Source organism: Marinobacter sp. KMM 10035 (genome assembly GCF_046537445.1).
Lineage (GTDB): Bacteria > Pseudomonadota > Gammaproteobacteria > Pseudomonadales > Oleiphilaceae > Marinobacter > Marinobacter sediminicola.
Map to the genome: position 1 here is coordinate 1,272,317 of NZ_JBBVMG010000001.1, position 15,144 is coordinate 1,287,460.

Here is a 15,144-nt window from a genome sequence, read left to right on the forward strand (position 1 = left end):
TCACACTAAAAAGCCCGCCGGGGATATCCTCGGCGGGCTTTTATTTGTCTACGGTTTACTGAGCGTTTTAAGGGTTCTTGATGTATGCGCCCTTGCGCAGATAGAACCACCAGTTAACGATCAGACAAAGCGCATAGAACACTGCGAACCCGTACATAGCCACTTCTGGAGTGCCTGCCTGGATCTGCTGCCCTAGCAGCTTGGGCGCAATGAAGGCACCGTAGGCGGCGATGGCACTGGTCCAGCCAAGCACTGGGCCCTTCTGCTGCTGGTCAAAAATATACCCGATGCTGCGGAAGGTAGAACCATTGCCGATGCCGCTGGCGGCAAACATCACAATGAACAGGATCAGGAACAGCGCGAAGTAGCTGTTGGGATCAGTGGAGTTGTAGGCCAGCATCATCACATAGCCGGTGGCCACCGACGCCACAACCATTACCACAGAAATGATCTGGGTAACGATGGAGCCGCCCATCTTGTCAGAAATCCAGCCACCCACCGGGCGAATCAAGGCGCCTACGAAGGGCCCCATCCAGGCCCAGGTCAGTGCGCTGGGGGCATCCGGGTTCACAACACGGGTAACGGTGCCGTCGGCAGCGACTTCCATCATGTTGCCGAAGATAACGCCAATGGACAGGGGCAGTGCTGCCGAGAAACCAATGAAGGATCCAAAGGTAAGGATGTAAAGCACGGTCATGGACCAGGTGTGCTTGTTGCTGAAAATAGAAAACTGGTTCTTGATGTTGGGCTTGATGTCACCAGGAATCAGGCGCAGAAGAACAACAGTCAACACAATGGTTAATGGCAGGGCCAGCCACATGTTCATAATGCTCAGAGCCCAGACGCCTACAACAGATGTCAGAATTCCCACGCCATAAAGCCCGAGGATCTTGCCGAAAGCTGAAGCCGGATTGCCCGGGTTGGGGGTGACAACTTTCAGGTTGTTCATGCCGAACCAGCCAGCAAAGGCCAAGGGGATCAGGAAAACCAACCAGATAAAACCAGCGTTCTGGATCCAGGTATCTGTGCCGGCTTCAATCCGGCCAATCAGCGTACCACTTGGGCTTTGCAGCTCCATGGGGCCGCCCGCCAGAAAACCGAACATGCCAACGGTCATTACCAGCGGAATCAGGATCTGCATGGTGGTAACGCCGAAGTTGCCCAAGCCGGCATTCATGCCCAAACCATAGCCTTGCTTGCTCTTGGGGTAGAAGGAGCTGATGTTGCTCATGGAGCAGGCGAAGTTACCGCCACCAATACCGGATAACAGCGCCAGTGCCTGGAAGACGATGAACGGTGTGTCCGGGTTCATCAACGCAAAGCCGGTGCCCGCCGCAGGGATCATCAGCAGGGCTGTGGTCAGAAAGATGGTGTTACGGCCGCCGGAAATTTTGATCATGAACGACGCCGGTATCCGCAAAGTGGCACCAGACAAGCCAGCAATCGCCGAGAGAGAGAACAGCTGTTCAATGCTGAAATCAAACCCCAGGTTCTTCATCTGGGTGGTGATCATCCCCCACATCAGCCATACCGCAAAACCCAGGAGCAGGCTGGGAATGGATATCCACAGATTGCGGGAGGCAACTCTCTTGCCTTCTTTCTCCCAGAATTCTTCGTTTTCGACATCCCAGTGTTCGATGTCGGCGTTGGTTTTGGCCATAACAATACTCCCTTGGTTACCCTGCCCTGTGCCGCATTGGGCGCGGTTACCGGGCTTCATGGTTCCATTGTGCAAAGTGAGATGCCCGTGTATTCATGATATTAGTCAAGGAAAAGGTTTTAGCGATGAGGGTCGTATTTTTTGTCAGGGGTGTGGGGTGGGGTGGTTGTTTTAAGTGATTGATATATTGATGGATATGTTGGTGATATCACCAAGGAGGTAGGCGTTTTCGAGCATGGCGCAGGAGAGGTAGCCATTCATTTCCTGCGTTTTTTAGAGTATTTGGCAAGGTGCAGAAGCCTGACTGTTACCCAAAGATAGGCCAGCGCCCAGCAACTTGCGGATAGCCATAACAGCATAGGTGCGCCAAACGGCGAGGGGCCTGCAATGAACCGGCTGATTGTGGCGATAGCAATGAGTGCCGCAATAGAGAAAACTTCTCCCGCAGGCGGTGGCGTGCGATGGCTTCGTTGCCAAGCCAGGCGAAGCATCACGCTGGCGGACAGGGTGCCCAATGCGCCAATGGTAATCAGGTGCAAAGCAGCGGCGGGTCGGGTGCCTTGAATCAGCGCCAATCCTGTAACGAAAGCCCCGATGGCAAGCCAGGAATAGCCCAGAGCCAATACCAGCAAATCAGGGCGCTCCGGGCACAGCCATAGCTTCCAGCGTAAGGTGCGAATGGCCAGTAATCCTGACGCTAATACGAACAGGCTACCTGTTATCGGGTTTGCGGCGGGAAATGCCATAAGGAAAATGGAACACCCCAGAATGAGGATTAATAAGCCCTCGATTCGAGGCTGAACCCGGGCTTCCAGCGGTATACCCTTTTTCTCCAAAGTTCCTGCAACCGCTGGCGCAATGAGGCGCCCTCCCATGAAGGTCATCAACAATAGTAGCCCGGCAATGGCGGAATGCATGAGCGGGAGTGGGCCGGGCAACCAGGCCGCCAGGGGAGAATACAAGGCCGTAGAAAGCCAGAAAACGAGTGTAAGCAGGCAGATCAGCAGAATCAGCGGCCCGACCATTCTATTTCGCCATTTTTTCGCGGCGTTGAAACGGGGCACCACATGCCAGGCAAGCAGCAACGCGAAGGCTGGCCCCAGAAGCTGTGCCAGAAGCGTCTCTGGTATCAGAATCCAACTCAGCCTCGCAGCTAGCCACAGCCCCAGAAGCGGGTAGAGCACCGACACCGGCTGTGGGCCAAGGGTGTAGCCGGCCACAAGGGCAAGCGCAAAGCCGAAAATCAATTCATGGCCATGCCCGGCGCCCAGCAACCCGGCCGGCCAACCTGTGCCTGACCAGACAGCCCAAACAGAGAGCGGAACTGCAATGGCGGCCAGTAGGCTTGCGGCCGGAAAAAACAGCCAGAAGGCCTGAGGTTTCTGTTTACGCATGCTGTTTGAGTTGCTCAAAGTCATCCCGGTTTATTGACGGTTAGGCAAAAGGCGCCTAAAAAGTATAAGTAAAAGTCATCATAATATTGCAAAAGCTGTCCCGTGTGGCAAATGCGCCCGCCTGAGAGCAAGGAGATTCAACATGAACGTTTCAAGCTTGCTTAAACTCCCGTTTTCCAGCAATGGGGGCTGGGATGAACTGCAGCAAAGACAGCTTTCCATACCCGTGCTCGCTTGGTGTGTTGTGGTGCCCATGTCGCTCCTGCCGCCTGTGCTGCTTTACTACGCCGGAACCCATTATGGCGATGATTTTATTGCAGGGTTCGGCGGTAAGGAGTGGCGCTTCATTACCACCATCCTCTTTCTTGCAGAATTATTGACGTTTTTTGTGATGGGTTGGCTGATTCATAGTGTGGTAGAAGGCCACAAGTTGGAGATCAGCTATAACGATGCCTATTTGCTGGCGGCGATTGCCCCCCTGCCTCTTTGGTTGTCATCACTGGCGCTATTGGTGCCGGCAATAATGCTCAGCGTGGTAGCGGTTATGGTCGCGATGGTGCTGTCCTGCACCCTTGTGTATCAAGGCCTGAGAGCCTTGTGCCACCGCAGCCCGGATGACGTGCTAACCATGTCCGTTACTTACACTGTTATGGCTGCCTCACTGCTGGCCTGGGGTATTTTGATGGCATTGGTCTGGGCGTATTAGAAGTTACCGATAAGGCTTCGCAAGTTGCAGTTTGATGTCGATGCCAATTGGTTTGATGAGGGCCGGGTTAGATCCTGAAGTAGCCAATGGCTGATTTTCTGGCATACTGTTGCCGGTTTCAGCTATGGGTTTTGGATTCAAATGGATTTTGGACTTAAATGAAAGGATTAAACCCGTTTTCTCGCATATCTGCATCGCCAACCCGCCCCTCAGCGCGCAAAGCTACCGACGCAAAGTTTGACGTTGCCGCTTTGGTGAATGGTCCGTTCGGCAGTTATGACCAATCGGCTGAAGAGCCATCTTCGGCTCTCGATGAAAAGCTTCGCCAAGCGTACTTCTGGATCGTTAATTATGCGGTAATCAGTCCGCATTATGATGTGGAATATAACGTTTCGGCGCCACAGCCTATAGCGTTTGGTGATAGCCGGACCCCCTTGTATTTGCCAACAGATCAAAGTTATTCCAGCTTCATTCTGCTACCCGTTCTGACCTTTGCAGCGAGACGCAAGTGCCTGTTTATCGGTGGCCCGGGTCGAGGCAAGACAGCCTCTGCTTTATTGATGGGGCTCCTCGCTGGTTACAGTCCCAAAACCGTGAGACGCTCCATGCAGCATGGGCACCCGCAGATGACGGTTGCTGACTTGATCGGCAATCCAATGCCCGCAGACCTGATGAGGGCTGACCAGGAATCGGACATCCGCATCAGCTGGCGCAGCTGGCTGGACATGCGCGTCAAGATTGTCGACGAGTACAACCGCATTCCCACACGCACCCAAAGCGCACTGCTGACCGTCTTGGGGGACAATTACGCCGAGATGTTCAACCAGGTTCATGAGTGCCCGCCGGCAGCCTGGTACCTGACTGCGAATGACGATCAGGGGGGTGGCACCTATCCTGTCATAGAAGCGCTGAAAGACCGTATTGATGTCGTCGTACAGGCTTTGCCGTTCAATCCGAGGTTTCTGGACGAGTTGCTGATCCGCATTGAAGAAGGTGTGGACCCTGCCGATTGTCTGCCTGAGGCGTTGCAGTTTTCAGAAACTGAAATGGACCAGATGGAGCAGAGCATCCGGGCTGTTGTACTTCCATCCGAATTGCGTCAGCGCCTGGAGTTTTTTGCCAGTCAGTTTGAGTTTAGCGAGTATTCCGGTCAGCAGTTTGAATACAAGAGCAAGGACACTTCACGGCTTGCAGGCGTGCCGCGCCACCAGCTAGCGATGCTGGAAAATGGTCGTGACCGCCTCGCAGATCTGGGTTGCCAGACGCGCAATGGGCTGTCCGTGCGCAGCTTGATGTCTCTTGTTATCTACGCCAAAGCAATGGCTTACTTTCGTGGCAATGCCGAAGTTGAGCTGAATGACATAACCCAGATGTTGCCTTTTGTCCTGCATTCGCGTCTTTTTGCTGACGCTGACGCCCCTTTCTTCCAGCAACCCGAAAACGCTGTTCTGTTGAGTGACAAAATTGGCTGGCTGAGGCATTTGTTTCAGCTCAGTTGTCGCGAGTTTGAGCGCCAGGGCCGGCACCGTAATGATGAAGTGGCTGAGTTGAAAGCTGAATTGGACGAAGGCCTTGAGGGGCTCTCATTGAGGGCTTGTCGAAAACGCCTCGAAAAGATCGAGCGAACGTTGCAGCGAATGGCTGAAGGCAGCAAATTGTCAGGTGCTGTTCACGATGATGCGATGACACTCAAATACATACATCAGCGCTATAGCAATTATCAGCGTTGGTTAACCAGTCAGGGTTAATATGCACTCTGGCTGGCTTGCACATTATCTGGTGCGACGGGCCGAGCCGCTCAATCAAGCCTATCGACTTGCACGACAGGGCGACCCGGTTCAGTTCGCAAATACCTTCAGTTGCTTCATTCGGGATGCGCTTGATCCCTTGATGTCAGAACTCGATTGCTGGTCATCAGAGCACAAAGCTGCGCTGACGGAAACGGCGTATCATTGCGGTCTGGCTATGGTTCGTCATGGTTGGTTGACATCAGAGCATCAGGCGGTATCCATCCCTTTGTTCCGTGAGTTATTACCGGCTTGGCTTGCTCCATACCCGGAAGATGCTCCCGGAATGTTAACCCGGTTGCTAAATGCGCTGTCGCACCTTTCCGGTAGCAACCAGCGGGCCCATCTGTTGGCATATTGGAAGACCTGCCTGCCAACACCTGAGGCCGCTCCCGACACCTTGCTGGTTCTTGGCTGGATGTCGGGCCTGCCGCAATTTCGCGAAGCCGCCCTTGAGGGTATGCGGCGTCGCCCTGAGCTGACAGTGGTGCTCGGTCTGGGCGACCCGACACTATTCCAAAACCCTTGGTGGCAAGGGTCACAAGGGCAGTGGTATACCAGCCCTGTTGTGTTGGGCGCATCGGTTTGGCTCGGCGGTGAATTCAGTTCCCGGCCGCAACTATTGACCGATTCGGGGCATACCTTCATCAAGGCAGGAAGCGACTGCTGGCAGTTACATGTGGATGCCTTTGGACAAGCGCTGTTACCTCAGCGTCAAGATAATTTAGAGGGTGTTCCTGCTTTGGAGTATAGGGCAGCCCAGCACCGGCTAGCTCCAAACTGGCGTGAGTTCGACGAGCCCTGCCAATGCCTGGAGCGCCCATATGACTGGGTAGTCAGCTTCCACAATCGCTATGCCGTAATGGTCATCCCGAAAGCCGGAGATCTGCGATGAGTAACCAGGCGAGCCTGGCGCACTGGAAAAAGGAGTGGCAATCCGCGTTGCGTTTGTGGAGCGATCATTTGCAACTGCAAGATCCGCTCTGGTTGTTTGATTTCGGGGAGGCGAAGGAAGCGGGCCTGACGGAAAGTTTTGCGGCCATTCGCCTGACTTCGCAACGGGTCCTGGTGAATCTCCAGGAAGTCGCCGAGCGCAACCTTTCAGACTGTTCGCTGGAAATCCTGGCACACGAAATCGGTCATCATGTGTATGCGCCCGCCAACATGACCCAGCATCTGCAATTACTGGCTGTTATTCGCCAAGCTCTTCCCAGCGTCGAGCATCTGGCGCCAATGGTTGCGAATGTCTATACCGACCTGCTGATTAACAATCACCTGCAGCGCAATACCCGGTGTCGGATGGATAACGTGTATCAACGCCTGAAAGCGGTCGGGGAAAGCCAGTTCTGGGCGCTGTATATGCGTATTTACGAGCGGCTCTGGCAACTGACTCCCGGAGCACTGACGGCGGCCGATATCAGCGCGGAAATGGAAGGGGATGCTTGGCTTGGCAGCCGCATTATCAAGGTTTATAGCAAGGACTGGCTGACGGGTGCCAGTCGCTTCGCCACCCTGGTGTTGAGTTATCTTATTAACGGTGAAAAAGAGGCTCAGGACGCCTTTGCTGCGTTGAGCGATACCGCAGAAGCCGGGTTGGGTCACAGTGGTGCTGGCGTGATCCAGTTGCCCGCCATAAGTGTTATGCATCCCAGTAAGGATCCGAACCTGGCTGATTTGCCACACCCGCCGAGCCCGGGCAGTGAGTCGGAAGACACCGACAACAAACGGCGAGCGGCGGGGCAGGCTTTGCAGCCTCAGGATTATTATGAGGTGATGAGGGCCGCCGGTGTTGATCTGTCCCCGCACGATGCTGCCGTTGGTTACTACCGCGATGCCGTGCGTGCCTACATATTGCCCTTTCCGACCCAGCGACTGCGCGGCCCCAGCGAGCCGCAGCGAGAAGGCACGGAAATCTGGCAAGTTGGCGAGGATCTGGCCGAAATTGACTGGTTTGCCACCCTGCTTGCAGGGCGTGAGCCAATCCCGGGCATCACCACCCACAAAGCAGTGTATAGCCAGGAAGAGATTGAAGACTCTCCACACCAGGTTTGTGATCTGGATTTGTACGTTGATAGTTCTGGCTCCATGCCCAACCCTCAGCAATGCATCTCCTATCCCGCATTGGCGGGCGCACTGCTTTGTTTATCGGCACTGCGGGCAGGTGCCTCGGTGCAGGTCACGCTATGGAGCGGCCCCCACGACTGCCTGACCACAGATGGCTTTGTTCGTGATGAGGTCAGTGCACTACGAGTCCTGACCGGCTTCTTTGGACATGGAACCAGTTTTCCTCTGAAAATGCTGCGCACTACCTATGCCCGCCCCCGTCTGACACCAACTCAGGTCGTGGTTTTGTCAGATGATGGCATCACTTCAATTTTTGATAATGATGAAGAAGGCACGCCCGGAGCGAAAATCAGCGCTCTTACGTTAAGCCACTGCAAGGGGGCAGGGCACTGGGTGCTGGATTTGCCGTACGACTTGGATGGCCCCGAGGTACAGCAGTCTCACTGGCGCAAAAAAGCCGTCGAGCCTATTTTGTTTGGCCAGCAGCAGGGATGGCATGTGCACCGGGTGAGTGGGCTCGAACCCATGCTGCAATTCGCCCGGGCCTTCTCCACCCAGTACTATCATGCCGATGCCAACTCGCAGGATGGGGATTAGGGTATGTCCAATTTGCAGACAGGTCCGGCCATGCATCGTTTGCATCAGCGCCTCTTGGCCTATCCTGAAGGTTCCGCGCCTCAGGGGCAGGATTTGCTCGCTTTGATGCACGATCTGGTCTATCTCCTTAGCCCTGAAGTGACAGGTGCGGAGTTGGCACCACTCGCCAGATTGCCGCAATGCCAGCCTGATGCGATTCCCGCCAGGCGGCCATCCACGCTCATCCTGATGCTCTGGCTGTTGACTGATCCAGTCTTCCAGAAACCCGTTCTGAACGCGGCAGAGTTGGTTGGCTTGTTGCTTTTCGCCGATACTCTGATGGCCGGCGCCTACCCGGACCTTCAGGACGAAGATCAGCGCGAAGAGCTCATTCGGCTGACTCTGAATGGGCTCCGCTTGAAGCCACAGGATGAAACCGATACTCAGGCCAGGGACCGTTTGCTTATGGTCAGTTCAAGTGAGCGCGCCCGGGTTATAGCCGCATCACGGGCCGCTGAAGAGAGGGCGGAGGCCATTCGCCAAGCCCTGGCCGAAAAGCGTGCTCGCGAAGCGGCTGACAAGTACACGCGCGAGTAATTATGAGCGTGCGCCATAGCATTCCAGCACCCTGGCTCGATAGCGAACGACTGCCTGGGCTAAACGGCCGGGCAGCAAGACGCTTGCGCCAGTGTATTGAGCACCCGGATGCCCCTTACTTTACAGGCCGGAGCGGCCACCGGTTAAGCGCTCAGAACATTCGGCAATTATTGGCTGATAAAGCCGCTTACCAAAGCCCCGGGCAACCATGGCTGGCCTCTTTTCTGTCTCGTTGCCGGCAGAAAGTTCCGCATTACCGCAATTACCCCTGGCATCTCAATCTTGATGACTTTCCATGCACAAATCGTAGTGACCTGAGCCGAAACATCGCGGCATTTGTACCTGATGACATTGAAGTGGGACAGCTCATTGCCTATGAAACCAGTGGCACTACCGGGCACCCACTCACGGTTCCATCACTTCCTCTGGTTGCAGCGCGCTACCATTGCTTTCACGAACGGATACTCGGTTGGCACGGTATTGACCTGCAATCGCTTCAGGGCGATACGGGTGTCATGCTGGTGGGCGACCAGCAACGCTGTTTTACCTATGCCTCGGTATTACCATACTGGCACGACAAAACTCTGCTTAAAATCAATCTGAACCCGGCCGATTGGCCAGAGCCGTGCGCCCGGGGTCGCTACATTGATGCCTGTAAGCCGTTGCTTATGACGGGTGACCCACGCAGCCTGAGCACTTTGCTAGGTATGGAGTTCGAGCATAAACCAGTCGCCATCCTGTCCACCTCCATGACATTACTGCAAGGCCTGAAAGACCGGCTGATTCGGCGCTTCGGATGCCCGGTAATCAATGTGTATTCGATGAACGAAGCCGGGCCCATTGCCGCCGATGATGGCAGCGGCCGGGGCCTGCGCCTTGTGCAGCCGACCATGCAGGTTGATGTTCTGAACAGAAATGATCAGCCGGCGGGCCCGCAGAATCGAGGAGAAATTACACTGACCGGTGGGTTTAACCACTGCTTGCCGCTGCTGCGTTATCGCACCGGGGATTATGCTTGCCTGGTGCGTGACGAGCAGGGGCGGTGTTATCTGCAGCAGTTGGATGGCCGCCCCCCTGTGCGCTACAAAACAGCTGATGGTTGGCTTAACAACGTTGATATCACACATCTGTTGCAGCCCTTTGGGCTGGCACAATATCAACTGCATCAGGATCAAAGGGGTGGCCTGACGTTGCGTGTGGAGGGCGAGGTAGATCAGACAGCCCTGGAAAGCGCACTGGTTCAGGCATTCGGCCCCGGTTATCCGGTATGTATTGCAGGTTACCGGGGTGCGACAGAAAAACTCATTCAATACACCAGTGACTATTCAGGAGCCCATGACGGATGACTGGCCTGACCTTACTCGAATATAGCGCCAATGGATTTTTTTTAAGCAGTGTATTTTTGGCCGCCCGCAATCACCGCCATACCTGGACGCTCGGAGTCATTGGCTGCGTGCTGTTTGCAATGCTGTTCTATAAGGTCCAGCTCTACGCAGATGCTACTTTGATGATGTTCTATATCGGAACCAGCCTGATTGGCTGGCAGCAGTGGCAACGGGGTGCTCCAGCGGCTGAAATTCAGCGCACCTCCTGGCAGCTCGTTGGCTTGTTCGTTCTGGTCGCGGTTGCCACCATGCTTGGTTACGGTTACCTGTTGTATCTAAACACGGATGCATTCGCGCCTTTTGCGGATTCGGGTGTTCTCACCTTCAGTGTTGTGGCGCAACTCCTGTTGATGAAGCGGCGCCTGGAAACCTGGTGGTTCTGGCTGCTAGTCAACACCATTGCCGTCCCGCTCTATGCCTCCCGTGGTCTGACATTGACATCGTTGGTTTATGCCTGCTTCTGGCTAAATGCCTGTTATGGCCTGTGGCGCTGGCATCAAGAGTTAAGGACATCATGTCAAAGCGTTTCCGAACCGGCCTAGTTGTCGGTAAATTCTCGCCCCTGCATCTGGGCCATCGTTACTTGCTTGCCAGCGCCCAGGCGGCTTGTGAGCGGTTACTGATCATTAGTTACTCAAGGCCGGAATTTCCAGGATGCACTGCAGATCTGCGTCGGCGCTGGTTAAACCGTTATTTTCCGGACAGCCAGTGCCTGGTTGTTGATGCTGTCGATGCACTAACTCTTGGGCTTGAAATGCCGCTAAACACCGCCAGTGAAGCGTGCCAGCGTCAGTTCTGTGCGGACCTGACTGACCGCTGTTTCGGTTTGCCCGTGGACGCAGTTTTCAGCAGTGAGGACTATGGTCAGGGCTTCGCTGATTATCTTGCTGCGCACTGGCGGCGCCCTGTCTCGTCTGTCCTGGTTGACCGGGATCGGAGCTCCTATCCCGTCAGTGGCTCAAAGTTGCGCGATTGCCCCGATGCCAGCTGGGTGGATAGCGAGGTGTATGCCGCCCAGAATTGCCAGAGAATCGCGCTGGTAGGTGCTGAATCGACTGGCAAAACGACGCTCAGCCAGTGGCTGGCCCAGGAACATGACGGGGTTTGGGTCCCGGAGTTTGGGCGTCAGCATTGGCATGACTGTGGTGGTGTTCTGACATCGGCCGATCTGCTGACCATAGCTCGCACTCAGGTGGAAAACGAGAACCGGGCCGTAGAAGGTGCGCTGTTTGCTGGCAAGACCGCGGTTGTTTGCGACACAACACCCCTGACCACACTGATCTATCATAAGCTGATGTTTGATGAGCCACCTCCGGCAGAACTGGTGGCGCTCGCAGAGCGTCCCTATCACGCCTTATGGTTGTGCGCAGCTGACTTTCCAATGATTCAGGATGGCACACGTAGCCCAGAGTCTTTTCGCCTGCAACAACAGGCTTTATACCACTCGGAGCTGACACGACAAAACATGGCTCACCAGGTGTTAAACGGGCCGATTGAGTGGCGCAAGCAAAGCCTCAGGTCCCACAACATATAAAAACGCGGTCGCAGCCAATACAATGTGAACCCCATAGCGGGCATTAAATACCTGAACGGTTTATCTGCAGAAGGCGCTTGCTTAGGCATCTTAGGTGTGTGCCGTTGTGGCTTTCCTTGTTCTTGAAATAATCTGCTTACCAGGTATCGATCATAGGTCTGCGACGACCCCGCCTTGGCCCAACTTTCTTCGCAGACTTGAGCCCCCGGATAATCCAGCTTCGGGTTTCAAGCGGATCAATCACCGCGTCAATCTCCAGCGAAACCGCCATGTTCAAGGCTTTGCCTTGCTCGTAGTGCTTGGCCACCAGTTTTTCGAAAAGCGCTTTTTGTGCAGCTTCGTCACCCGCTTTCGCAAGCTCATTCTTGTAGCCCAAGCGAACAGCACCTTCGAGCCCCATGCCGCCAAACTCTCCGGTGGGCCAGGCCACGGTGAAGAAAGGATTGTGGAAGGAGCCCGCGGCCATACCCATGGCACCAAGCCCATAGCCTTTGCGCAGCACAAGGGTGAACACAGGAATCTGCAGGCTGGCAGCAGTCACAAACAGGCGGCTGGTGTGGCGAACCAATCCGGATCTCTCAGCCTCTGGTCCGACCATGAACCCCGGGGTGTCGCACAAGCTTACCAGTGGCACATCAAAGGCATCGCACAGCTGCATGAACCGTGCGGCTTTGTCTGAACCCTTGGCATCAATGGCGCCGCCAAGGTGTCTTGGATCGTTGGCAATGATTCCGACGGGGCGGCCTTCAATACGGGCAAAGGCGGTGACCATGCCTGAGGCGAAATCTGGCCTTAGCTCAAGGTAGCTGCCGGTGTCGGCCAAGGTGCGAATCAATGCACGAATGTCGTAGGAGCGCAGGCGGTTTTCCGGAATGCTTGAACGTAACAGGCGTTGGTCGTCGCATTGCCAATCAGCGGTGGCACCCTGGAAATAGGACATGAGCTTGCGGGCTATCTGAGCGGCCTCTTGCTCATTCTCGACCAGGCAGTCCACTACACCATTGGCCACCTGTACCGACATGGGGCCAACATCTTCTGGCGCAAATACACCCAAGCCACCACCTTCAATCATTGCAGGGCCTGCCATGCCTAAACTGGCGTTGCGGGTGGCGATCAACAGATCACTGGAACCGGCGAACACCGCGTTCCCGGCAAAGCAGCGGCCAGACACTATGGCAATGCGTGGCGCCAAAGCGCTTAACCTTGCGTATTGCAGAAAGCTGGGGGTGTGCAGGCCAGCGATCAGGGTTGCGTCATCGGTATCACCGGGTCGTCCGCCACCACCTTCTGTGAAGAAAATGACCGGCAGATGTTGCTCTTCCGCCACATGCAGAATCCGGTCAGTCTTGCGGTGGTTCATGGTGCCTTGGGTGCCGGCAAGCACATTGTAATCGTACGCCAGCACTGCGCAGCGAGCCTGGTCTTCGCTGAAACTGTCACCGTTCACCGCGCCCACGCCCGTTACCAAACCGTCGGCCGGTGTGGATTGCATCAACTCCTCTGCTGACCGACGCTTGCGCTGGGCGGCGAAGGTGAGGGCGCCGTATTCCATGAAGCTGCACGGGTCGCAGATATTGGCAACGTTTTCCCGTGCCGACAGCATGCCCCGCTTGTGGCGCTTGGCCATTACCTCCGGGCGGGCTTCATCCTGAGTCAACCGGTGGCGTTCGAAGGACTCTGCCAGATCCGGGCGTATGTGGTTCAGGTCGACCACTTTCTCCGCCGTCTCTATGTTTTTGGTGCCCTCGCCAGGCTCGATATAGGCAATCGCCTGGCCTTCGCTCACGTAGTCGCCATGTTCAAGTGGAAGACTATGAACACTGCCTGCAACGGAGGCTTGTATCTCATGCTCCATTTTCATGGCTTCAATAATGGCGAGGGTTTGGCCTTTGTGTACGCTTTCCCCTACCGCCACCAGAGCTTTGATCAATTGCCCTTGCATGGGAGCCAAGGCAGCCTCTGTACCTTCCGGAGCCTCTGTTCCGGGCTTGGTGTTATCGGTTTTTTGTGCAGGTCCTGTGGTGGAAAACAGGCGAGGATGCTCCTGCTCGCAGTTGGCAACCAGTGCCGCCATGTGGTCGTCCACATAGCGGGTATACACACTGTTATCTGCAACATCGGATTGGGACAGCAAAGCCTGCAAGAAGCTGATGTTTGTTCTGACACCTTCAACCCGGAACTGGCACAGTGCCCGGTAGGCTTTTCTTACCGATTGGGCGTAATCCTGTGAGCGGCTGTGCACGATAACCTTGGCTAACAGGGAGTCGAAATTAGGGTTGGTGGTGTACCCGTTGTAGCCGTATGTATCGACCCGCACACCCGGGCCACCAGGCGGTTCGAATACACTCAGCGTGCCGCCGCTTGGGCGGGTGGCTCCACTGGCGTCCAGGGACTCCATGTTGATACGACACTGAATGGCAAAACCGTTTGGTGCAGGGATATCGGCTTGTTGTAGCTGAAGACTCTGAAGCGTGGCACCGCCAAACACAGCAATCTGCGCCTGAACCAGATCAATTCCGGTGATTTCTTCAGTAATGGTGTGTTCTACCTGAAGCCGGGGGTTGGCCTCCATGAAGTAGAAGTCAGAGCCGTTTGCATCCACCAGAAACTCAAAGGTACCAAGGCCTGCGTAGTTTACCTCCTTTGCCAGGCGTAATGCCGCTTCCAGAAGTCGGTTCCGGGTAGCTTCGGAGAGCGTGGGGCTGGGGGCTATTTCAATCAGCTTCTGGTTGCGCCGCTGAAGGCTGCACTCACGCTCCCACATGTGTACGGCGTTTCCAAGGCCATCGCCCAACACCTGAACTTCGATATGGCGAGCTCGCTCAATGAGCTGTTCAACGTATAGATTGTCGTCGTCGAAAGCCGCCTTGGCTTCACGGGCACAGGCGTGGAAATTGGCTTCAATATCATCGCCTGGCTGAACAATTCGCATGCCCCGGCCACCGCCGCCGGATATCGCCTTAATTACAGCTGAGGCATTGCCACTCTGGTTGGCAATGAACGCTTTAACCTCGTCGAGGGAGGTGCGGCCTTGGGTGCCGGGCGTAATGGGCACGCCACACTTCTGTGCGAGCTGCCGTGCTGCAGCCTTATCCCCAAGCTGTTCAAGCGTGTTGGCATCGGGGCCGATAAACGTGATGCCTTGCTGCAGGCAGCGGCGAGACAATTCCGGATTCTCGCTTAAAAAACCGTACCCTGGGTGCAGGGCATCGGCACCTGCCTCAATCGCGGCCGCTATGATCGCCTCAATATCCAGATAGGCCTGAGCACCTTTACCGGGAAGCTTTATAGCCTGAGCCGCGTGTTGGATATGCAGGGATTGGCTATCGTCTTCAGAGTAGACCGCAACACACTCCAGCCCCATATCTCCGGCTGCTCTGGCGATTCGAATGGCGATTTCGCCGCGGTTGGCGATCAGTAGCTTGTTGAATTTCACTCACG

11 protein-coding genes are annotated in these 15,144 nt (G+C 55.4%); 8 read left to right on the forward strand and 3 right to left on the reverse strand.

Annotation, left to right across the window (positions count from 1 at the left end; translation table 11 throughout):
* Positions 1-67 precede the first annotated feature (67 nt).
* The gene (locus AADB16_RS05690) at positions 68-1,660 is read right to left on the reverse strand and encodes an antiporter (RefSeq protein WP_410801922.1); all 1,593 of its coding nucleotides are present in this window, start codon (positions 1,658-1,660) and stop codon (positions 68-70) included.
* 257 nt (positions 1,661-1,917) lie between these two features.
* Positions 1,918-3,054 (reverse strand): NnrS family protein, encoded by a 1,137-nt coding sequence (locus AADB16_RS05695; protein WP_410801923.1) that lies wholly within the window; start codon positions 3,052-3,054, stop codon positions 1,918-1,920.
* Positions 3,055-3,196: 142 nt separating this feature from the next.
* Between AADB16_RS05695 and AADB16_RS05700 the strand changes: the two genes are divergently transcribed.
* The 8 genes from AADB16_RS05700 to AADB16_RS05735 all read left to right on the forward strand — a co-directional run bounded on the left by AADB16_RS05700 (position 3,197) and on the right by AADB16_RS05735 (position 11,703).
* Positions 3,197-3,760 carry a Yip1 family protein gene (locus tag AADB16_RS05700; RefSeq protein WP_309043710.1) on the forward strand — a complete coding sequence of 188 codons (564 nt, stop codon included), beginning with the start codon at positions 3,197-3,199 and terminating at the stop codon, positions 3,758-3,760.
* A gap of 158 nt (positions 3,761-3,918) precedes the next feature.
* Positions 3,919-5,508, forward strand: a complete 1,590-nt coding sequence (locus AADB16_RS05705; protein WP_410801925.1) for a hypothetical protein — start codon at positions 3,919-3,921, stop codon at positions 5,506-5,508.
* 1 nt (position 5,509) lies between these two features.
* Positions 5,510-6,442, forward strand: a complete 933-nt coding sequence (locus tag AADB16_RS05710) for a hypothetical protein (RefSeq protein ID WP_410801927.1) — start codon at positions 5,510-5,512, stop codon at positions 6,440-6,442.
* The gene (locus AADB16_RS05715) at positions 6,439-8,208 is read left to right on the forward strand and encodes a hypothetical protein (RefSeq protein WP_410801929.1); all 1,770 of its coding nucleotides are present in this window, start codon (positions 6,439-6,441) and stop codon (positions 8,206-8,208) included. The genes AADB16_RS05710 and AADB16_RS05715 overlap by 4 nt, the downstream gene beginning before the upstream one ends.
* Positions 8,209-8,211: 3 nt before the next feature.
* Entirely contained in the window at positions 8,212-8,784 is a 573-nt protein-coding gene (locus AADB16_RS05720; protein ID WP_410801931.1) for a hypothetical protein, read from the forward strand.
* 2 nt (positions 8,785-8,786) lie between these two features.
* Positions 8,787-10,130 (forward strand): hypothetical protein, encoded by a 1,344-nt coding sequence (locus tag AADB16_RS05725; protein ID WP_410801933.1) that lies wholly within the window; start codon positions 8,787-8,789, stop codon positions 10,128-10,130.
* Complete coding sequence (gene pnuC, locus AADB16_RS05730; RefSeq protein WP_410801935.1) at positions 10,127-10,711, forward strand: nicotinamide riboside transporter PnuC; 585 nt, start codon at positions 10,127-10,129, stop codon at positions 10,709-10,711. Before AADB16_RS05725 ends, pnuC begins: the two co-directional genes overlap by 4 nt.
* Complete coding sequence (locus AADB16_RS05735; RefSeq protein WP_410801937.1) at positions 10,684-11,703, forward strand: AAA family ATPase; 1,020 nt, start codon at positions 10,684-10,686, stop codon at positions 11,701-11,703. Before pnuC ends, AADB16_RS05735 begins: the two co-directional genes overlap by 28 nt.
* 136 nt (positions 11,704-11,839) lie before the next feature.
* On the opposite strand, the gene AADB16_RS05740 is transcribed toward AADB16_RS05735, so the two are convergent.
* Positions 11,840-15,139: a carboxyl transferase domain-containing protein gene (locus tag AADB16_RS05740; RefSeq protein ID WP_410801939.1), complete on the reverse strand. Its 3,300-nt coding sequence runs from the start codon at positions 15,137-15,139 to the stop codon at positions 11,840-11,842.
* Positions 15,140-15,144: the final 5 nt, after the last annotated feature.